The organism is Mycobacterium sp. 1245111.1 (genome assembly GCF_001673405.1).
GTDB lineage: Bacteria > Actinomycetota > Actinomycetes > Mycobacteriales > Mycobacteriaceae > Mycobacterium.
Window position 1 is genome coordinate 1 of sequence record NZ_LZLV01000036.1, and the last position, 20109, is coordinate 20109.

Annotated in this window: 18 protein-coding genes and 1 pseudogene; 7 read left to right on the forward strand and 12 right to left on the reverse strand. The window is 66.2% G+C overall.

All coding sequences use genetic code 11. The features are described 5' to 3' along the window. Positions 1-279 precede the first annotated feature (279 nt). Together tyrS and A5658_RS07675 are read right to left on the reverse strand one after the other, a co-directional pair. Positions 280-1554 (reverse strand): tyrosine--tRNA ligase, encoded by a 1275-nt coding sequence (tyrS, locus tag A5658_RS07670; RefSeq protein WP_067332876.1) that lies wholly within the window; start codon positions 1552-1554, stop codon positions 280-282. 53 nt (positions 1555-1607) lie between these two features. Continuing rightward, positions 1608-2219 (reverse strand): DNA-3-methyladenine glycosylase, encoded by a 612-nt coding sequence (locus tag A5658_RS07675; RefSeq protein ID WP_067332861.1) that lies wholly within the window; start codon positions 2217-2219, stop codon positions 1608-1610. A gap of 83 nt (positions 2220-2302) precedes the next feature. On the opposite strand from A5658_RS07675, the gene A5658_RS07680 reads away from it, so the two are divergent. The 5 genes from A5658_RS07680 to A5658_RS07700 are packed head-to-tail and all read left to right on the forward strand — an operon-like array spanning position 2303 to position 5971. Continuing rightward, positions 2303-2695 carry a GntR family transcriptional regulator gene (locus tag A5658_RS07680; RefSeq protein WP_067332862.1) on the forward strand — a complete coding sequence of 131 codons (393 nt, stop codon included), beginning with the start codon at positions 2303-2305 and terminating at the stop codon, positions 2693-2695. Further along, positions 2692-3777, forward strand: a complete 1086-nt coding sequence (locus A5658_RS07685; protein WP_082993012.1) for a DUF1648 domain-containing protein — start codon at positions 2692-2694, stop codon at positions 3775-3777. Before A5658_RS07680 ends, A5658_RS07685 begins: the two co-directional genes overlap by 4 nt. A 57-nt stretch (positions 3778-3834) precedes the next feature. After that, complete coding sequence (locus tag A5658_RS07690) at positions 3835-4599, forward strand: ABC transporter ATP-binding protein (RefSeq protein WP_067332864.1); 765 nt, start codon at positions 3835-3837, stop codon at positions 4597-4599. Between the two features lie 2 nt (positions 4600-4601). Continuing rightward, on the forward strand, positions 4602-5351 hold the full coding sequence (locus tag A5658_RS07695; RefSeq protein WP_231997246.1) for an ABC transporter permease: 750 nt from the start codon (positions 4602-4604) through the stop codon (positions 5349-5351). Continuing rightward, positions 5348-5971 (forward strand): TetR family transcriptional regulator, encoded by a 624-nt coding sequence (locus tag A5658_RS07700; protein ID WP_067332865.1) that lies wholly within the window; start codon positions 5348-5350, stop codon positions 5969-5971. Before A5658_RS07695 ends, A5658_RS07700 begins: the two co-directional genes overlap by 4 nt. On the opposite strand, the gene A5658_RS07705 is transcribed toward A5658_RS07700, so the two are convergent. Next, positions 5937-6149: a Trm112 family protein gene (locus tag A5658_RS07705; protein WP_067332878.1), complete on the reverse strand. Its 213-nt coding sequence runs from the start codon at positions 6147-6149 to the stop codon at positions 5937-5939. The two genes, A5658_RS07700 and A5658_RS07705, sit on opposite strands and share 35 nt — an antisense overlap. A gap of 14 nt (positions 6150-6163) precedes the next feature. Beyond that, entirely contained in the window at positions 6164-9130 is a 2967-nt protein-coding gene (locus tag A5658_RS07710) for an acyl-CoA synthetase (RefSeq protein ID WP_067332866.1), read from the reverse strand. Positions 9131-9309: 179 nt separating this feature from the next. On the opposite strand from A5658_RS07710, the gene A5658_RS07715 reads away from it, so the two are divergent. Both A5658_RS07715 and A5658_RS07720 read left to right on the forward strand, forming a co-directional pair. Beyond that, complete coding sequence (locus tag A5658_RS07715; protein ID WP_067332867.1) at positions 9310-11085, forward strand: ABC-F family ATP-binding cassette domain-containing protein; 1776 nt, start codon at positions 9310-9312, stop codon at positions 11083-11085. Between the two features lie 110 nt (positions 11086-11195). Next, positions 11196-12473: a tetratricopeptide repeat protein gene (locus tag A5658_RS07720; protein WP_067332868.1), complete on the forward strand. Its 1278-nt coding sequence runs from the start codon at positions 11196-11198 to the stop codon at positions 12471-12473. Between the two features lie 32 nt (positions 12474-12505). On the opposite strand, the gene argH is transcribed toward A5658_RS07720, so the two are convergent. From argH to A5658_RS07760, 8 genes and pseudogenes are all read right to left on the reverse strand, one after another. Continuing rightward, the gene (argH, locus tag A5658_RS07725; protein ID WP_067332869.1) at positions 12506-13918 is read right to left on the reverse strand and encodes an argininosuccinate lyase; all 1413 of its coding nucleotides are present in this window, start codon (positions 13916-13918) and stop codon (positions 12506-12508) included. Further along, positions 13915-15123: an argininosuccinate synthase gene (locus A5658_RS07730; RefSeq protein ID WP_067332870.1), complete on the reverse strand. Its 1209-nt coding sequence runs from the start codon at positions 15121-15123 to the stop codon at positions 13915-13917. The genes argH and A5658_RS07730 overlap by 4 nt, the downstream gene beginning before the upstream one ends. Before the next feature lie 26 nt (positions 15124-15149). Then, entirely contained in the window at positions 15150-15644 is a 495-nt protein-coding gene (locus A5658_RS07735; RefSeq protein ID WP_067332871.1) for an arginine repressor, read from the reverse strand. Then, a complete protein-coding gene (gene argF, locus A5658_RS07740; protein ID WP_067332872.1) occupies positions 15641-16567 on the reverse strand; it encodes an ornithine carbamoyltransferase in 927 nt (308 codons plus the stop codon). Before argF ends, A5658_RS07735 begins: the two co-directional genes overlap by 4 nt. Beyond that, complete coding sequence (locus A5658_RS07745; protein WP_067332879.1) at positions 16564-17757, reverse strand: acetylornithine transaminase; 1194 nt, start codon at positions 17755-17757, stop codon at positions 16564-16566. The genes argF and A5658_RS07745 overlap by 4 nt, the downstream gene beginning before the upstream one ends. A gap of 47 nt (positions 17758-17804) precedes the next feature. Continuing rightward, entirely contained in the window at positions 17805-18674 is an 870-nt protein-coding gene (gene argB / locus A5658_RS07750) for an acetylglutamate kinase (protein ID WP_067332873.1), read from the reverse strand. Further along, entirely contained in the window at positions 18671-19885 is a 1215-nt protein-coding gene (gene argJ / locus A5658_RS07755; RefSeq protein ID WP_067332874.1) for a bifunctional glutamate N-acetyltransferase/amino-acid acetyltransferase ArgJ, read from the reverse strand. The genes argB and argJ overlap by 4 nt, the downstream gene beginning before the upstream one ends. After that, positions 19882-20109 (reverse strand): annotated as a pseudogene (locus A5658_RS07760) (N-acetyl-gamma-glutamyl-phosphate reductase); the annotation flags it as partial. The gene argJ and the pseudogene A5658_RS07760, both read right to left, overlap by 4 nt.

Here is a 20109-nt window from a genome sequence, read left to right on the forward strand (position 1 = left end):
GCGCCACAAATGCGGTCACAAAAACAACAACAAAAACAAAACCACCAAACACACTATTGAGTTCTCAAACAACACCCCACCGGCCGCGCAACGGACCCGCGACTCAAAGCCGCTGACTCGTTCTGCAGACGTCGAAGGAAAACCACCGAAGTGGAGTTTCCCTCTGGGACATCGCCGCGCTCTCCGGGCTGGCCGTGTCGCGGCGACGCGATTAAGTTACGCGACCGGAAACTTGGAGTCAAACAAGCTGCTAGACGGCGTGTTTCGGCTGCCTCAAGATCAATCGACTCGCTCGGCCCCGGCGATGTTCCGCTTGCCGCGGCGCAGTACGAGCCACCGCCCGTGAAGGAAATCGGCCGCTTGAGGAGTCCATGCCTCGTCGTCGATTTTGGTGTTGTTGACGTACGCCCCACCCTCGGCGATCGTCCGCCTCGCCGCCCCCTTGCTCGGCACCAGCCCGCTGGCGACCAGCAGGTCGACGATTCCGGTCGGGGTTCCCGGCTTCAACTCGGCGATTGACGTCTCCTGCAGTGCCGCCCGGAGGGTGGCATCGTCGAGCCGGGTCAGCTCACCGCGCCCGAACAGTGCGCCACTGGCATGCTCCACCGCCTCGGTGGCCTGTTCACCGTGCACGAGTGTGGTGAGCTCGCGGGCCAACCGGCGTTGCGCCGCCCGCTGCTGCGGCCGTTCCGCGGTGATCGCCTCAAGCTCGGCCAGCTCATCGGCCGAGAGGAAGGTGAACCAGCGCAGGTAGCGGACGACATCGGCATCGGCGGTATTGACGAAGTACTGGTACCACGCATACGGGCTGGTCATCTCGGGGTCCAACCAGAGGTTGCCGCCGCCGGTGGACTTGCCGAACTTGGTGCCGTCGGCGGCCGTCACCAGCGGGACCGTCAGCGCATGCACCGACGCGGCCAGCTTCTGGCGCACCAACCGGACGCCGGCGATGATGTTGCCCCACTGATCGGATCCCCCGATCTGCAGGACACAGCGATGGCGCCGGTGCAACTCGACGAAGTCGTTGGCCTGCAACAGCATGTAGCTGAACTCCGTGTACGAGATCCCCTCGCCCTCGAGGCGGCGCCTGACGGTGTCGCGGTCCAGCATGACGTTGACCGAGAAGTGTTTACCCACGTCGCGGAGCAGTTCGATCGCCGACATCGCGCCGGTCCAGTCGAGGTTGTTCTCGACGATGGCGCCGGTCGGGGAGCTGTCGAAGTCGACGAAACGCTCGAGCTGTCCGCGGATCCGACCGGTCCAGTCCAGCACGGTGTCGGTGGTGTTGAGCGTTCGTTCGCCGGTTTCACGGGGGTCGCCGATCAGACCGGTCGCGCCGCCGGCAAGCACGATGGGCCGATGGCCGGCCTGCTGGAAGCGGCGCAGTGCTAGCAACGGCACCAAGTGTCCGGCGTGCAGGCTGGGCGCGGTGGGGTCGAAGCCGGCGTAAAGCGTGATAGGGCCATGGGCGGCCGCCGCGGCCAGCGCGTCGAGGTCGGTGGACTGTGCGATCAGTCCACGCCAGCCCAGCTCCTCAATGATTTCAGCGCCCACGGTCACCAATCTTCTCGCATCGAGGTGGCGCCTCCCCGGCGGGCGCGCCCGACTCAGTCGCTGGCGCCCGGTGCCGGCGCGCGCGGACTGCGCCGGTAGGCCGAGACCTCGGCCCGGCCGGGCAGCCACAGCCGCCACGGCCGGTCGGCGGCCTGGCTCACACCGACGCGAGGTCCGGCAGTGGCTGCGGGCGCGTCGTTGAGTGTCAGCCGTATCGGGCTGCGGCTGTCGAACACGTCGATTCCGTTGTCTGCCATGGTGATTCCGATCGCCGAACAAAGATTCCCCGGCCCACACGCCAGCGCGCTGGTACGGATCGACGGCCCACGCCGAGATTCGGCGATATCGAAACCCGCCTCGACCACAGCGGCCCTGAGCAGGACCGCTGCCGCGGTCCCGTCCGGTCCGCACACCACGTTCGCGCAGACGTGGATGCCATGACTGCGGTACGTGTAAAGCCGGCCCGCAGGACCGAACATCACCCCGTTGCGGCCGGTCACCCCGCGGTACGAATGCGCGGCGGCGTCCGGCCAGGGCCCATCGGGTCCACCGCCGTATGCCTCGACCTCGATGATTGTCGCGATGACGCCGCGCCCGGTGAGTGTTGCGCCGAGCAGTCGATGTGCGGCTTCGACCGGATCGACGGCGAGTTCGTCACCGCCCATCGGCCAGATTCTGCCTCCGACGTTCGTTGACACAAAACTGAGGTTTGTTCTATAACATATAGAGCAAATTAGGGGCGGATTTCATGATCCTCAACATCGACCTGGCCAGCGAGGTGCCGATCTACCTGCAGCTTCGCGACCGGATTGTGGAAGCGATTGCCGAGGGCGTGCTTGTCGAGGGCAGCTCGCTGCCGGCCACCAGGGCGCTCGCGGCGGACTTCGGGATCAACTTCCACACTGTGAACAAGGCCTACGACCTGTTGCGCCAACAGGGTCTGATCCGGCTCAACCGCAAGACCGGTGCGGTGGTGACGTCGACACCCGCAGACTCGCCGTTCCAGGAGGAATGGACGGCTAGGGCACGGACCTTGCTCGCCGAAGCCGTCGCCAAAGGACTGTCGGCCGACGAGGTTCTCACGGCCTGCCGGTCCACTCTCGACTCATTCGCCACCGCGCAGTCAAGGGACACATCATGACCATTGCGATCGTCTTGAGTTCCACGCTGTCAGCGCTGCTGCTCGCAATCGCGTTGGCACTGCCCGCCATCAACAGTCCGACGGTGCCCTTCGGCGTCCGGGTACCGGCACAGCGTGTCAACGACCCGACCGTCGGCAAGCAGACCAGCCTCTACCGATGGCGGGTGCTCGTCGGTGGGATCGTTGCCACCGGCGTCGGCGCGGTCGGTTACCTGATGACCGGGCAACCCGTGCTGATGCCGTTATCGGTGCTGGTGCTGCTCGGTGCCTGGTACGGCTGCTTCTTCCTGGCCAACCGGGAGATCCGCGCCGCGAAGGCCGCCGGACACTGGTACGAAGGCCTGCACCAAGGCATCGCGGTGGACACCCGGTTGCGGACCGATCCGCCGCGTTTTCCGTGGCTCTGGCTGGCGCCGGCGTTGATCATCACGGTCGTTACGGCCGCGGTCGGCATGATCAGCTACCCATCGATGCCCGAGATCCTGGTGGTGCACTACAACGCGAACGGCGTGCCCAACCGGTTGGCGGCCAAGTCGGTGGGCACCGCGTTCTCGCTGGTGTTCGTGCAGATCGGCGTGACGGCACTGATGGTGGGTATCGCGGCGGCAATCTTCCGGAGCAGCCGGCCCGACATCGACCCGGCGCGACCCGTCGGCTCCGCGCGTTGGCACCGTCGATACATGTCATTAGGCGCCAAGGCACTGCTCGGGCTGGTCGCGATGATCGACCTGGGGATGCTGGGCGCATGCCTGCTGATGTGGACCGGAACGGTCACTTCGCTGGCGCCCCTGGTGGTCGTGCTGCCGATCCTGACCGCCGTGGTGGTCGCCGTCGTCGTCCTGGCCAGGAATAACCGCGAGCGGGGGGCGGTCGAAGAGGGCACCGGCCTCACCCATCGAGACGACGACAAGTACTGGCGGGGTGGCTTGATCTACGTCAACCGCGAAGACCGCTCGCTGCTGGTTCCGCGGCGCTTCGGGCTCGGGTGGGCGCTCAACCTCGGCAATCCCAGGGTCACAGGGCTCTTCGTCGGCTTGCTCGCGCTCATCGGTGTGGCGATCGTCCTCCGTTTGGGTGGCTGACCCGCCTCGCCGCCATGGGGGCTTGACACTCGACCGGCAGGAGCGGATATTCATCGTATGATGACTTCATCAAATGATGAATTAGTGTCAACTAGTCGCGAAGCGGCGATCGAGATCGATCACCTGCGGGTAATTCGTGGGAAACGGCCTGCACTGCATGACTTCTCGGTGCAGGTGGCCCGCGGTAGCATCACCGGCCTGCTCGGGCCGTCGGGCTGCGGCAAGACCACCTTGATCCGGTGCATTGTCGGCACTCAACTGATCGCGTCAGGCACCGTACGGGTGCTCGGCCTGCCTGCTGGATCCGCGGCGCTGCGGCACCGGATCGGGTATCTGCCGCAGGATCCCACGATCTACGACGACCTGCGGATCGTCGACAACGTTCGATATTTCGCCGCCCTCTACGGTTTTGACGGCCACGCCGCCGACTCCGCGATCGAGCGGGTGGGTCTCAGCGACCACAGCACCGCCTACTGCGGCAACCTCTCCGGCGGCCAGCGCACCAGGGTGTCGCTGGCGTGTGCATTGGTCTGCCGGCCCGAGTTACTGGTTCTCGACGAGCCGACCGTGGGGTTGGACCCGGTGCTGCGCGCCGATCTGTGGGAGCAGTTCGCCGACCTGGCTCACAGGGGAACGACGCTGTTGGTTTCCAGTCACGTGATGGACGAGGCAGAGCACTGCGGTGACCTATTGCTGATGCGCGACGGCCACCTCGTCGCACAGACCACACCGAACCAACTACGAGAGGACACCAGATGCACGTCACTGGAGGACGCGTTCCTGTCCATCATCAGGCGCAGCACGAGGCGCCAGGCCGGCTAGGCCTGAAGGGGTACACAGCGACAACTACTCGGATCTTGCGGCAACTGGCCGCCGACCACCGCAGTATCGCGATGATTCTGGTGGTGCCGATTCTGGTGATCACGTTGATGTACTTCATGTTTCAGAACGCCCCGCACCGCCCGGGGGCCCCGGCGCCGTTCAACAACGCCTGCCTGATTCTGCTGGGGCTGTTCCCTCTTTTCGTGATGTTCATCATCACGGCGATAACGATGCAGCGCGAACGGGCGTCGGGAACGCTGGAGCGCATCCTCACCACCCCCCTGCGTCGCCTCGATCTGTTAATCGCTTATGGCACAGCCTTTTCAATTGCCGCCGCGGTGCAGGCCACACTGGCGTGTGTCGTGTCGTTCTGGCTTCTTGGCTTTGACACCGCAGGCAGCCCGGGGTGGGTGTTTCTGATCGCGATCGTCAACGCGGTGCTCGGTGTCGGCCTCGGCCTGCTGTGTAGTGCGTTCGCGCGCACGGAATTTCAGGCCGTGCAGTTCATCCCGCTGGTAATGGTGCCGCAACTTCTGCTGGCGGGCATCATCGTGCCGCGGGCGCTGATGCCCACCTGGCTGGAGTGGATCAGCAACGCGATGCCGGCAAGTTACGCGTTGGAGGCGCTGCAACAGGTCGGCGCGCACACCGGCCTGACCGGTGTCGCCGTGCGCGACATTGCCGCCGTGCTGGGCTTTGCGCTCGCCGCACTCTGCCTGGCGGCCGCGACGCTGCGGCGCAGGACATCGTGACGGCCGCCGAAGCCGGTCGCAGACGCCCGGGCCGGCCCGCGGGCAACTCGAACACCCGCGACCGGATTCTCGACAGCGCCCGGGAGCTGTTTGCCCGCAACGGTATTAAGAACACATCGATACGTGCGGTGGCCGCTGCAGCTGGCGTGGATTCGGCATTGGTGCATCATTACTTCGGCACCAAGGAGAAGCTGTTCGCCGCGGCTATTCACATCCAGATCGACCCGATGGACGTCATCGGACCCTTACGCGAGGTGCCCGTCGAAGAACTCGGCCACCGCATACCGTCAATACTGTTGGCGCTCTGGGACTCCGAGATCGGTGCAATTTTCATCGCCACGTTGCGATCGGTCCTGGCGGGCTCGGAGGTGAACCTGTTCCGAACCTTCATCCAGGACGTCATCGGCGTCGAGGTGGGGTCTCGAGTCGACAATCCACCCGGCACCGGACTCATCCGCGTCCAGTTGGTGGCGTCACAGCTGGTCGGCGTCATCATGGCCCGCTACATCCTGGAGTTCGAGCCCTTCGCGTCGCTTCCCGCACAGCAGATCGCCGACATCGTCGCGCCAAACCTGCAGCGCTACCTCACTGGGGAGCTGCCGGAGTTGCCTGCGCCATGAGCCGGGCGTGTTCGTCGTCGCCCACCTCGATCGCCTCGTCGACAAGCAACACCGGGATGCCCTCTTCGATGCGGTAAGCGCGCCGAAGCCGCGGGTTGTACAACACCTGACCCACCAGCAGCAGCGGGCCCCGATCGGACGGGCAGACCAGGATGCTCAGCAATGTCTCGTCAATCATGTTCGCTCCCAAAGTCATTGCGCACCAGCCAGCTCCGCGCGCGCAGGCCCGGTCAACCGTCGGAACCGATTCGTGTCGGCATCGAAAATCCAGGCGTTCCGCCCCGCCTTGGGTAGCCCGGCCGCACGTAGCGGGCTGACGGTCGGACGGTAGGTCGCGCTGAGCGTCAGTTCCGGTACGACATGCACGATGTCGGGGCCGAGCCCGAACGGCATGGCGGCGACGGCTTCGGTGAGGTCGGCTGCCGTGATCGTCGCACCCGGGCGCGTCGTCACCGCGGCCACCGCCACGTGGTGTCCGCCCAGCGCCAATCCGTAGGTCACCGCGAGGTCGACGGCCGGAATGCAACCGAGCGCGTCGATGATCGGTTCGCAGTAGACGATCCCGCGCGCGGTGTGCACGGTCGAGCCGCGCCGCCCGACCAACCAGAAGTCGCCGTCAGTGTCGCGGCGGAACAGATACTCGGTGGAGACCCACGTGTCGGCGGGCGCGAAGACGCCGCGCTTCACCGACGCGGTCGGATCGATCGGCCCCCGCGGCTCGGCCAGCAGCACGCCGACCTCGTTGGGCTCTGGGACGCGGACCAGCCCACGCTCGTCTTCCAGGATCAGATCGTGCTCGGCGTCGTAAGCCCCCAACTCGGCGCGCCCGGCGCCGGGCAGCGGCCGACCCTTGCTGCCGACTTTGGCGCCGGAGACGTTGGCCAACACCGCATGACCATCGGTGGTCGCGAAGAACTCGACGACATGCGCGGGTGCGAAGACATCGGATATCCGCTGCCACAAGCCAGTTGGCATACCCGAGCCGATGAACAACCGGATCGGGCTGTTGTGCAGGGCGAAGTCCGGGTCGTCGATGACGCCGCTCAACATCGCCCAGGTGTACGACACGACGGTGACGCCGTATTGCCGGACCTCGGCGGCGAACCGATCCGGCCGCAATCCACGCGACAGCGCGATCCGGGTGCCGCCGACGACTGCGCCACCGAGGCTGACCAGCAGCCCCGATTCGTGATGCAGCGGCGTAAGGCAGTACACCGTGTCCTTACGATCCAGTGCCGCTGTCGATGCGGTACCGAAAGCGGACAGCGCCCAGCGGTAGTTGGTGATCTGTTTGGCGACCAACTGACCACTGGCGGTACTGAACGCGATGAACGCGATGTCGCGGGCGTACCCCGGGTTCGGGCGGTACCACGCCGGCAGCTCGACGGCGTCGGGGTCGATCTGCTCCATGTCGATGACGTTCGCGTCGGCGGGCAGGTGCAGATCGCGGGACTCGCCTCCACCGAGAACCAGGATCTGCTCCGGCAACTGCTGTGCGGTCGCCAAATTGGCTGGGTCGGTGATGATTTCACTCACTCCCCCGAGCCGTACCGACGCAGCCAGGTCGGTGTCGGGTTTCAGCAGCACCGCGACGGCGCCCAGCCGCGAGAGCGCGGCAATGGCGACAAGGGCGCTGGGCCGGGTCTCCATCAGCACGCCGACACGTTCACCCTGACGCACGCCGACCGCGATCAGGCCACGAACCACATTGTCGATACGGCGGTTTACCGCTTCGTAGGTGTGGACGCGGCCGTCGAAGAGCAGGAATTCCCCGTTGGGCGCGTCGTGCGCCTGCTCACCGATGATGCGGCCCAACGAGATTCGGGTGTGGTCGTTGATCTGGCCCAGCCGCGCCAGGCGAGGCAGCGTTCGGGCGGTTTCGACGGCCAGCGTGCGCATGGACTTGTTCGCGGCGACCAGAGCGTCGGCCGCTCCGCGGGCAAGGTTCAGCGCCACCTCGGACGCCTCACCCAGGCCGTGCATCACGCGTGAACTGAGCGCGACGCCCCGGTCTGAGGGTTCTTCCGGTTGGTCGGCCATCGGGAAGATGTCGGTGGGCTTGTTGCCGTTCCCGGAAATCCACAGCACCCAGTCGGCCACAGTCGGCCAGGATTCCTGCGCCGCTTTCGACCCGACGACCAGACCGAAATGCCCTGTCCTGATCAGGTATTCGTAGACCTCGGCGTTGGGCGCGGCCCGCCGGATGCCCCGCACCGCGGCCGGCTGGCCGATGTCGTCGACTTCACCGACGAAAGCCAGGATCGGGCAGGTGATGTCCGTGAGCGTCACGAGCTGGCCGTTGATGGCGAATCCACCCGTCATCATCCGGTTGTGCGCGATGAATTGCTTGAGTAGCTCCGAGATCGCTGGCCCCGACCACGCGATCCAGCCTTCCGACTCCAGGAATCGACGTTGGGCCTCCCGGGGCAGCAGCGCCTCGCGGTCGTGCAGCTGGCGCACGAAGTCGATCCGGGCCTTGGCGGTCTTGAGCGGATCGAGTAGCTGAAACCCGGTGCGCGCCAACCATCCTGGTATGTCCAGGCGGTTGAAAACATGGTCCGCCATGAAGTTGGCCATGCCGGGGGCGAGGTTCGGCGGCAGCCCCATCGGTAGCGCGGCCAGCGTGTCGACCGGGGAACCGAACGTCACGATGCTGGCGATGCTTTTGGAACGTCGATAGGCCGCCGCCTGGTAGCAGAACATCCCGCCCTGCGAATAGCCGATCACGTGGATGTCGCGGCCGGTGCTTTCGGCCATCACGTCGAGCGCTTCGCTCAGCGCGACGATGTGGTCGGCCAGATTGCGGCGCATCCCTCCTTCGACCTCATCTGGTGAGCCGAAGTCGATCACCCACGGATCCAACCCGGCGGCGTGCAGAATGCCGACCGCGCCCTCGTCCCGAGTGACGTCCCACATGTTTGCCGACATCATCATCGGGTGCACCAACAGCACCGGTTCGCCCGCTTGCGGATGGCCCGGCCGGCTGTCCGGCGGGTAGTACCGCCGGAGCTTGTACATCGGGGTGCTCTCGACGGTCTGTGACGGAGACGGAGAGTTGCCGGTTTCCAGCCCGCCGAGCCGCAGAACTTCCAAGCCGTTCTGGGCCGTCGCCACCAGGCGCTCCACCGGCCGCGTCACCGCTGAAAACTTCAGATCCATCCCGCCGCTCCCTGTCAACGAACACCGTGCTGTGCTGCGCGTGGGCCTGACAGCGTGCACATCATGGCACATCGCGGGGGGTGTGCCCGTTGCTTTGGTCACGGTGCCGGCCTGTTCACCCAGCCTAGTTGTCCGACTATCCAGCGAAGCAGGAGCGGCGTACGTCTAGGGTCGGCCCGGTGGCACACCTGCTGGGCGCCGAGGCGATACACCTCGAATATCCGACTCGCGTCGTGTTCGACTCGACGACTGTCGGAGTCAGTGACGGCGACCGGATCGGCATTGTGGGACGCAACGGCGACGGCAAATCCAGTTTGCTGGGCCTGCTCACCGGACAGGTCCGCCCGGACGCCGGACGTGTGACCCGGCGCAGCGGACTGCGGGTCGGCGCGCTGAGCCAGGCCGACACTCTCGAGTCGCACGCCACGGTCGGGTGGACTCTGGTCGGAGACCGCGCCGACCACGAATGGGCCGGCGATCCGCGGATCCGCGACGTGGTCAGCGGCCTGGTTTCCGACATCGCGTGGGAGGCGGTGATCGGCACGCTCAGCGGCGGTCAGCGCCGTCGTGTTCAGTTGGCGGCCCTGCTGATTGGCGACTGGGACGTCATCACACTGGACGAGCCGACCAACCACCTCGACATCGAGGGCATCACCTGGCTGGCCGCTCACCTGCGTGAGCGATGGGCACGCAACACTGGTGGCCTGCTGCTGGTGACCCACGACCGCTGGTTCCTCGACGAGGTGGCGTCCACGACGTGGGAAGTGCACGACGGGCTCGTCGAGCCGTTCGAGGGTGGCTACGCCGCATACATCCTTCAGCGCGTCGAGCGGGATCGGGTGGCCGCTGTCGCCGAATCCAAGCGGCAAAACCTGATGCGCAAGGAGTTGGCGTGGCTGCGCCGCGGCCCCCCGGCCCGCACCTCGAAGCCCAAATTCCGCATCGACGCGGCCAATCAGCTGATCGCCGATGTGCCGCCGCTGCGAAACACCGTCGAATTGGCCAAGCTCGCGACCGCGCGACTCGGCAAGGATGTCATCGATCTGCTCGACGTGTCGGTCTCATTCGACGGCCGGCCGGTGCTTCGCGATGTGGAGTGGCGGATCGGCCCGGGTGAACGCACCGGGATTGTCGGCGCCAACGGCGCCGGTAAGTCGACATTGTTGGGCCTCATCACCGGCGCGATCCAGCCGGAGAGCGGAAGAGTCAAGCGCGGCAAGACTGTTCGGTTGGGAATGCTCGACCAACGCGGTGACGAGTTAGGGCCGTTGGCCGACGACCGGGTCGCCGACGTGCTGGGCCGGTTGCGCAGCGGCTACGAGGTCGACGGCCGGGACGTCACACCCGCGCAGTTGTTGGAGCGTCTCGGGTTCGCCGGCCACCTCTCCGCCCGGGTGAGCGAGTTGTCCGGCGGACAGCGCCGACGCTTACAACTGATGCTCACGCTGCTGGCCGAGCCCAACGTGCTGCTGCTCGACGAGCCCACCAACGACGTCGACACCGACATGCTGGCCGCCACTGAAGATCTGCTCGACTCCTGGCCGGGCACGCTGATCGTGGTCTCGCATGACCGCTACTTGCTGGAGCGGGTGACCGACCAGCAGTACGCGATCCTGGACGGGCGGCTGCGGCACTTACCCGGGGGCATCGACGAGTACCTGAGGCTCACAGCACAGCGGCCTGCCCGGCCGACGACCCCGCCGATCAGCAGCACCGCTGCGCCGCAACAGATTTCAGGGGCAGAATTACGGGCAGCGCAGAAAGAGCTCAGCGCCGTCGATCGTAGGCTGGCGCGCGTGGCCGACCAGATCACGGCCAAACACCAGCAGTTGGCCGAGCATGACCAATCCGATCATGTCGGCATCACCCAGCTGACCCGGGAACTACATGCATTGCACGCCGAGATGGCGGCGTGGGAGAACCGCTGGCTCGAACTCTCGGAGCTGGTGGAGTGAGTTCCGTTGCGAAATACCCCAAACTTGCACGGTAAACTACCGGGTTACGGCTTATAGGAGGTCCGGTATCCGAGTCGACCGATCAAAGCGATTGCGAGGAGCCCGATCTCGTGCCGGATGACGAAGAACGCTCGGGTGCCGCCCCATCGCCGAGCGCACTATACGAAGCGGCGACAACGAGCGCAACAGCGGGCGACTTCACCGACGCTCTGCGTTACGGCACTCAGTCGCTGACCGCGTACACCGAAGCTTTCGGCGACCGTCATCCCGACACGCTAGCGGTGGCCGCGCTGATACCCAGCTGGCGGCTGGGCACCGGTGATGTCTCCGGCGCGCTCAGTGCGGCCCGGGAGATCGTTCCGGCTGCAACCGAAGTGCTGGGTGTCGATCACCCAGGCACTGTGGCGGCGCGCCACGTGCTGGCATGCTGTGACGCAGAGTTCAATCTGAATCCGGCAGAAGCCTTACCGGTGTGGGTGGCTCTCTACGCCGACGAGCAGCGGGTGTTCGGAGCCGACGACCATTCCACCTTGGGTGCCCGCCACCAAATCGGCGAGCTGCGACGTCAGTTGGGCGACCGGATCGGTGCGCGAGACGAACTGGTAGCCACCGCGTTGGCCATGCGACAGACACTGGGTGATCATCACCCGGACAGTCTCGCCGTCCAACTGGCCGCCGCAATCTGTGTGGGCGAGGCCGGAGATATGGCCAGCGCAGTTAGCGAGTTCGACCGGCTGATTCCAGCGCTGAGTGCGGTGATGGGCCACGACCATCAGCACACGTTCCTGGCGCGGCACACCCGGGCGCTGTGGTTGCCGTCCTCTTATGGCTGGATCCTGGATCGGGTCTCCGATTGGGAGGTCCTCGTCGACGACGAGGTGCGGGTGCTGGGCGAACAGCATCATCTGACAGTGGCCGGTCGACAGACGTTGGCAGAGCAGCGACTTGACTGGGAAGAAGCACTCGACACGCAGGATGATGTATCTCATGAACTGTTGATCGAATTCGAGATGGAAGATCGCGATCTTGAGTTCGACCCGGAGCGGCCGTGGGGCGATCCGGGCAGCCTGGATGAAGACGGCAAGGACAACGTCGCCGAGCAGACCGCGGACCTACGTGCCGCGCTGGAAGGCTCGATGAATGCAGTCGTGGACGCCAAAAAGGCGCTATGGCAGGCTATCCGGGAGGCCGGAACGGCCTCGCGCACGTACCTGAGCCGACGCTACGAGCTCGCGCACGCGCTCTGGCGCGGCCATGAGTTCGACAGCGCTCGAGCGTGGGTGGAACCGTTGATCACGGAATGCAGCAGCCTACTGGGCGATGACGATCCACTGACCCATGCCGCGCACTCCCTGCTTACGGCCATCCTGGAACGCCGATGGGTCTGAACCAGATTACCTGTGCTCAAACGATGGCGACCCTAGCGGGCCAATTGCTGCCGAAGTCGTTGGGCGACATCGCGAACCGCGTCGAGCTGCGCGGCGACCCGGGAAGGCGCGGTGCCGCCGCGGGCGTCCCGTGCGGACACCGACCCCTCAATCGTGAGCACTTCCCGAACTTCCGGCGTGAGGGACTCGCTGATGGCCGCCAACTGTTCGTCGGTCAGATCCTCGAGCCCGACGCCCAGCTTCTCGGCGACTTGAACGGCGGCCCCGGCGGCCTCGTGGGCATCCCGGAACGGAACACCTTGGCGCACCAGCCATTCCGCGATGTCCGTGGCCAGGGTGTAGCCGGCAGGGGCCAGCGCGGCCATCCGATCGACATTGAATGTCAAGCTGCTGACCAGACCGGTCATCGCCGGCAGCAGCAGTTCCAGCTGCGCCACCGAGTCGAGCACCGGCTCCTTGTCTTCTTGGAGGTCGCGGTTGTAGGCCAGCGGCTGCGCCTTCAGCGTCGCCAACAGGCCGGCGAGGTTGCCGATCAGCCGACCCGACTTGCCGCGGGCTAACTCGGCGATGTCGGGATTCTTCTTCTGCGGCATGATCGAGCTGCCTGTCGACCACGAGTCGTGCAAGGTGACGTAACCGAATTCGGTTGTGCTCCATAAGATCACATCTTCAGCAAGCCGAGACATGTCGACACCGATCATCGCCAACACGAAGGCCGCCTCGGCGGCGAAATCCCGTGCCGCCGTGGCGTCGATTGAGTTCTCCGCGGCCGCGGAGAAGCCGAGGCTTTCGGCGATCGCGTCGGGATCCAGACCGAGCGACGACCCGGCCAACGCCCCGGAACCATAGGGCGACAACGCCGTACGGGCATCCAGGTCGACGATCCGGTCGACGTCGCGCAGCAGCGGATGCGCATGGGCCAGCAGATGATGCGCGAGCAGGATCGGCTGCGCCGACTGCAGATGGGTCTTGCCCGGCATGATGGCATCCGGGTGAGCCGCCGCCTGATCGGCCAGCGCGCCGACGAGGTTCAACGCACCATCGGCCACTCGCCGCAACGCGTCGCGCAGCCACATCCGAAACAGCGTGGCCACCTGGTCGTTTCGCGAGCGGCCGGCCCGCAACCGGCCGCCCAGGTCGGGGCCGACCCGGTCGATCAGCCCGCGCTCCAGCGCGGCGTGCACGTCCTCGTCGGTGACCAACGGCCCGAAGCTGCCGTCGGCGACGTCTTCGGCCAGGCTGTCCAGACCAGCCAGCAGACCGTCGCGCTGATCTTCGGTCAGCAGTCCGGCATCGAACAACACCAGGGTGTGGGCTTTGGAGGCGGTGACGTCATACGGCGCAAGCACCCAATCGAAGTGGGTGGACTTGCTCAGTGCGGCAAGCGCATCCGACGGCCCGTCAGCAAACCGCCCACCCCACAACGAGCCCTCGTTGGTGCTCACGTTTCGTCGCTGGCCAGATCCCGGCGCGCCGCGATCTTCGACGACAGCCCGTGCACGTGGACGAAGCCCTTGGCCATCGACTGGTCGAAGGTGTCGCCCTCGTCATAAGTGGCCAGGTTGAAGTCATACAGCGACTCCGAGCTGCGCCGCCCGTTGACGGCAATGTGCCCGCCGTGCAACACCATTCGGATCTCGCCGGTGACGTGCTCCTGGGTCTTGGTGACGAAGGTCTCCAGAGCCGCCTTCAGCGGTGAGTACCACAAACCGTCGTACACCAACTCCGCCCAGCGTTGGTCGGTGTGGCGCTTGAAGCGGCCCAGCTCGCGCTCGAGGGTGACGTGCTCGAGCTCGGTGTGTGCGGTGATGAGCACCATCGCACCCGGCGCCTCGTAGATTTCGCGGCTCTTGATGCCCACCAAACGGTCTTCGACGACGTCGAGGCGCCCGACCCCCTGTGCCCCGGCCCGACGGTTGAGTTCCTCGATGGCCTGCAGGACCGAGACCGAGCGGCTGTCGATCGTGACCGGCACGCCCTTGTGGAAGCCGACGACGACTTCGTCCGGGGTGTTCCAGTTGACCGTGGGATCTTCGGTGTAGTCGTAGACATCCTTAGTCGGCGCGTTCCAAAGATGTTCCAGGAAGCCGGTTTCCACCGCACGACCCCACACGTTCTGGTCAATGGAGAACGGTGAGCGCTTGGTGACGTTGATCGGGATCGCGTTCTCTTCGGCGAACGCGATGGCCTTCTCCCGGGTCCACGCGTAGTCGCGGACGGGTGCCAGCACCTCCAGATCCGGTGCCAGTGAGGCGAATCCGACCTCGAAGCGAACCTGGTCGTTGCCCTTGCCGGTGCAGCCGTGCGCGACGATGCTGCCGCCGTGCTCGCGGGCCGCCTTGACCAGATGCTTGGCGATCAGCGGCCTGCTGATGGCCGACACCAGCGGATAGCGATCCATGTACAGGGCGTTCGACTGGATGGTCGGCAGGCAGTAGCCGTCGGCGAATTCGTCGCGGGCATCGACCACGACGGCTTCCACCGCGCCGCAGTCCAACGCCCGCTGACGCACCACCTCCATGTCCTCACCGCCCTGTCCGAGGTCGATCGCCACTGCGACGACCTCGCGGCCGGTCTCCTTGCCGATCCAGCTGATCGCCACCGAGGTGTCCAAACCGCCGGAATACGCCAAGATGACGCGCTCGGACATGAACTGGTCTCCTTTAATTCGTGCTGTTACGTCAGGTTTTGGATCAAGCTTGCGAGTTCCGCGCCGGTCATCGGGTCGCGGGCCGCCACGAAGATGGTGTCATCCCCAGCGATGGTCCCCACCACGTAGGGCAGCGCGGCCCGGTCGATGGCGCTGGCCAGGTAGTCGGCCGCACCGGGGGGCGTGCGCAGCACGGCCAGGTTGCCGCTGGCGTCGGTGGACACCAGCACCTCGCTCAGCAGCCGCGACAGCCGCGCGGTACCGCCGGAAACCCCGCGCAGCGGGCTGCCGTCCTCGGGCACCACGTAGACGCCGACACCACCGTCGGCGCCGCGTAGCTTCACGGCGCCGAGCTCCTCCAGGTCCCGCGACAACGTGGCCTGCGTGACCTCGACACCCTCGGCGGCCAACATCGCGGCCAGCTCGCTTTGGCTGCGGACCTCGGCCGACGAAAGGATCGCCACGATGCGGGCCTGCCGCCCCACGCGGGTGATCTCGGGAGTCGTCTTCGAGCGCGTCATGCCGACCGCTCCAATAGCCACACCAGCAGCGCCTTTTGCGCGTGCAGCCGGTTCTCCGCTTCGTCCCACACCGCACTGTGCGGGCCATCGATCACCTCGTCGGTGATCTCATGGCCGCGGTGAGCCGGAAGGCAATGCAGCACAACGGCTTCCGAGTCGGCTTTGGCCAACAGGTCGGCGTTGAGCTGGAACGGCCGGAACGGCCGTACTCTGTCCAGCCCGTCGTCCTCCTGACCCATCGATGTCCAGGTGTCGGTGACCAGCACGTCGGCACCGGATGCCGCGACGATCGGGTCCGCGCTGATGGTCACCGAGGCTGCGGTGTCGACGGCGCGGTGTTCGGCGGCCGCAGTGAACAGCGGATCGGGTGCGAAACCGGCTGGGGCGGCGACCGTTACGTGCATGCCCGCTGTGACGCCACCGAGCATCAACGAGTGCGCCATGTTGTTGGCGCCGTCACCGAAATAGGTCATTCGCAGGCCGCGCAGCGATCCCTTGCGCTCGGCGATGGTTTGCAGGTCGGCCAGTACCTGGCAGGGGTGGAACTGGTCGGAGAGCGCGTTGACGATCGGCACCGTGGCGGTTTCGGCCATCGCGCTGAGCCGGGCCTGCCCGTAGGTGCGCCACACGATGGCATCGACGTAACGGGACAACACTTTCGCGGTGTCCTGAAGCGTTTCCTCACGCCCGAGCTGGGTGCTGCGCCCGTCGACAACCACGGCGTGGCCACCGAGTTGGGCGATGCCCACCTCGAACGAGAACCGGGTTCGGGTCGAATTTTTGTCGAAGATCACCGCGACGCCACGCGGCCCCTCCAGGGGCCGATGGCTGAACGGGTCCTTCTTCAGCTCGGCGGCCAGCTGCAGGACCTCCGCCTGTTCCGCGGGCGTCAGGTCGTCGTCGCGCAGGAAGTGTCGCGTCATGCAGCCACCTCAGCTGTATCCAGGATGCCCGGCAACGCAGTGACGAACGTGTCGAGCTGATGCTCGGTGATGGTCAGGGGCGGCGCCAGCCGGACGACATCCGGTGCGGCGGCATTGACCAGGAATCCGGCCGATCGGGCGGCCGCCTCGACCCGCTGGGCGACCGGAGTGGTGAGCACAATCCCGCACAGCAGCCCGCGGCCCCGGACGTGGTCGATCAACGGGTGTTGCAGCGATTCGATGTTCTGGTGCAACCTCTTTCCGAGCGCCCCGGACCGTCGAACCAGGTCGCCGTCCGCGATGACCCGCAGCACCGCCAGTGCCGCCGCGGCGCAGACCGGATTGCCACCGAAGGTGCTGCCGTGCAGGCCGGGGGTCAACAGCTGCGCCGCCCGGCCGGTCGCCAGGCACGCGCCGATCGGCAGGCCGCCACCGAGTCCCTTGGCCATCGTCACGACATCCGGCGTGATTCCGTCGTGTTGGTGGGCGAAAAACGTTCCGGTGCGGCCCATCCCGGTCTGCACCTCGTCGAGGACCAACAGCGCGCCGTGGCGGGCGGTAATGTCGCGGGCCGCGGCCAGATAGCCGTCGGGCGGGACGACGACGCCGCTCTCCCCCATGATCGGCTCGAGGAATACCGCGGCGGTGTCGTCACCGACCGCCGCAGCCAGTGCGTCGGCGTCGCCGTATGGCACGTGGGTAACGTCGCCCGGCAACGGTGCGAACGGCGCCTGCTTGCTCGGCTGCCCGGTCAGGGCTAGTGACCCCATCGTGCGACCGTGGAAGCCTCCTTGTGCCGCAACTAGTTTCGTACGCCCGGTAAGACGGGAGAGTTTGAACGCCGCCTCGTTGGCCTCGGTGCCGGAATTGCAGAACAACACTCGAGTCTCGGCGTCGGCGTCGGCGCCGAGCAAGCCGGCCAGCGTCTCGGCCAGCGCGACGCCCGGTTCGGCGGCGTACAAGTTGGACGTATGCCCCAGCGTCGACATCTGTCGCGTCACGGCCTCGATCACCGCGGGATGCCCATGCCCCAGCACGTTGACGGCGATGCCGCCGAGCAGGTCCAGGTAGGACTTTCCGTCCACGTCGGTGACGACGGCGCCGTTGCCACTGGCCAACGCCACCGGCGGAAGACCGTAGTTATTCATCATCACGGCCGACCACCGCTGCTGAATGTCGGCTGTGCTCATGCGCCGCTCCTCCTCATCGCTGCGCTCTGCATCGTCGCCGGCTGTGCTCATGCGCTCACCACCTTCGTCCCGGATCCCACATCGGTGAGCAATTCGACCAGCACGCAATGCTCGACGCGGCCGTCGATGACGTGTGCGCTGGCCACGCCACCCTTGACCGCGTGCAGACAGGCTTCGACCTTCGGGATCATCCCAGCCTCCAGCGTCGGCAAGAGTTGCGTCAAAGTGACCGTGTCGATTTCGCTAGCCAGCGAACCCTTGTCCGGCCAACGGGTGTAGAGACCTTCGACGTCGGTCAGCATCAACAGTTTCTCGGCGCCCAGTGCCTCGGCCAGCGCACCGGCGGCGGTGTCGGCGTTGATGTTGTGCACCACGCCGTCGACGTCAGGAGCCAGCGTCGACACTACCGGAATCCGGTTGGCGGCAATCAGATCCAGCAGTACGGCGGGGTTCACCTGCTCGATGTTGCCGACGAGGCCGATGTCGGTGTCGACGCCGTCGACGCTGACGCTACGCCGAACGGCCGTGAAAAGGTTCGCGTCCTCGCCGGTGACGCCGACCGCGTACGGGCCGTGCTCGTTGATCAGGTTGACCAGTTCGCGCCCGACCTGACCGAACAAGACCATGCGTGCCACGTCGAGCACTTCGGGTGTGGTGACCCGGAAGCCGCCTTTGAAGTCGCCTTCGATGCCCAGCCGTTGGAGCATCGCGCTGATCTGCGGGCCGCCACCGTGCACGACGACCGGGTGGATACCGCAGTTGCGCAGAAAAGCCATGTCCGCGGCGAACTCTCGGCGCAGCGCGTCGCTGGTCATCGCGTTGCCGCCGTACTTGATCACCACGATCTTGCCGTGCAGCTGGGTGAGCCACGGCAGCGCCTCGGCCAGCACCTTTGCCTTGATGTCGGTGGGAATCATGAGCTGTACGCCGAGTTCTCTTCGACGTAGGCATGCGACAGGTCGGTGGTCCGGATCGCCGCTTGCGCTTTGCCGACACCGAGGTCGACTGCGACGTCGATGTCGGCGGCCGACAAGTCGACCTCACGTGCACCTGGTGTGCCCACGCCGTCGATGCAGACCGCGGAACCGTTGAACGACACGGTGATTCGATCGGGATTAAGCTCCACCGGCGCCATGCCGACGGCGGCCAGAACGCGGCCCCAGTTGGGGTCAGAGCCGAACAACGCCGTCTTCACCAGGCTGTCCCGCGCGATCACCCGGGCCGCGGTGACGGCATCATCTTCTGTCAGCGCACCGGTGACGCGGATGGTGATGCGCTTGGTGACGCCTTCGGCGTCGGCTTGCAGCTGCGCGCACAGGTCGTCGCAGATCCGCTGCACCGCATCGTCGAGATCGGCTTGGCTGGGCGTGATTTCGCTGGCCCCCGACGCGAGCAGCAGCACTGTGTCGTTAGTCGAGCAGGCTCCGTCGATGTCGAGGCGATCGAACGTCGCCGCGGTGGCTTTGCGTAGCGCGTGCTCGAGAGCCGTAGCGTCGACAGCGGCGTCGGTGGTGAGCACGCACAGCATGGTGGCCAGCGACGGCGCCAACATGCCGGCTCCTTTGGCCATCCCGCCCACAGTCCAGTTGTCCGGATGGTGCAGCGCAACCTGTTTGGGCACCGTATCGGTGGTCATGATGGCGCGGGCGGCTTCGTCGCCGCCGGTGATTCCGCCGGCCATCTCGTGCACCAGGTTCACGACGCCCGCGAGCATCTTGTCCATCGGCAGCCGGTCGCCAATCAGGCCGGTGGAGCAGACCGCGACATCGATCGCCCCGGTCTCGGTGCCCCACTCGGACAGCGCCGCGGCCAGAGCTTCAGCGGTGGCGTGGGCGTCCTGGAAACCGCCGGGCCCCGTACAGGCGTTGGCACCACCGGAATTCAGCACGACGGCCCGCAGCCGACCGTCGGCCAGGACTTGACGCGTCCACAACACCGGCGCGGCCTGGACCTTGTTGCGGGTGAACACCCCGGCGGCCGCGTGATCCGGTCCCTCGTTGAACACCAACGCAAGGTCGAGGTTGCCGGATGCCTTGATGCCCGCCGCAATACCGGTGGCCCGGAAGCCGGCCGGCGCCGTCACGCCCTGGGTTCGTACCAACGGCGCGGCGTTGACCAACTCCGTCACGGCGCCACTCCGACCACCGAAAGGCCCTCGGCCTCAGGCCAACCCAGCGCGAGGTTCATCGACTGCACGGCGGCGCCGGCGGTGCCCTTGACCAGATTGTCGATCGCCGCGATCGCGATGAAGGTCGACGCGTCCTCGTCCACCGCGATCGCGATCTGTGCGGCGTTGCTGCCGACCACCGAACCGGTGCGCGGCAACTGCCCTTCGGGCAGCAGGTGCACGAA

Bases quoted from the DNA above. Each gene is read 5' to 3' on its own strand.
- A5658_RS07675 (WP_067332861.1), bottom strand. From the start codon at position 2,219: ATGGGCGGTGACGAACTCGCCGTCGATCCGGTCGAAGCCGCACATCGA.
- A5658_RS07680 (WP_067332862.1), top strand. From the start codon at position 2,303: ATGATCCTCAACATCGACCTGGCCAGCGAGGTGCCGATCTACCTGCAG.
- A5658_RS07685 (WP_082993012.1), top strand. From the start codon at position 2,692: ATGACCATTGCGATCGTCTTGAGTTCCACGCTGTCAGCGCTGCTGCTC.
- A5658_RS07690 (WP_067332864.1), top strand. From the start codon at position 3,835: ATGATGACTTCATCAAATGATGAATTAGTGTCAACTAGTCGCGAAGCG.
- A5658_RS07705 (WP_067332878.1), bottom strand. From the start codon at position 6,149: ATGATTGACGAGACATTGCTGAGCATCCTGGTCTGCCCGTCCGATCGG.
- A5658_RS07710 (WP_067332866.1), bottom strand. From the start codon at position 9,130: ATGGATCTGAAGTTTTCAGCGGTGACGCGGCCGGTGGAGCGCCTGGTG.
- A5658_RS07730 (WP_067332870.1), bottom strand. From the start codon at position 15,123: ATGTCCGAGCGCGTCATCTTGGCGTATTCCGGCGGTTTGGACACCTCG.
- A5658_RS07735 (WP_067332871.1), bottom strand. From the start codon at position 15,644: ATGACGCGCTCGAAGACGACTCCCGAGATCACCCGCGTGGGGCGGCAG.
- argF (WP_067332872.1), bottom strand. From the start codon at position 16,567: ATGACGCGACACTTCCTGCGCGACGACGACCTGACGCCCGCGGAACAG.
- A5658_RS07745 (WP_067332879.1), bottom strand. From the start codon at position 17,757: ATGAGCACAGCCGACATTCAGCAGCGGTGGTCGGCCGTGATGATGAAT.
- argB (WP_067332873.1), bottom strand. From the start codon at position 18,674: ATGATTCCCACCGACATCAAGGCAAAGGTGCTGGCCGAGGCGCTGCCG.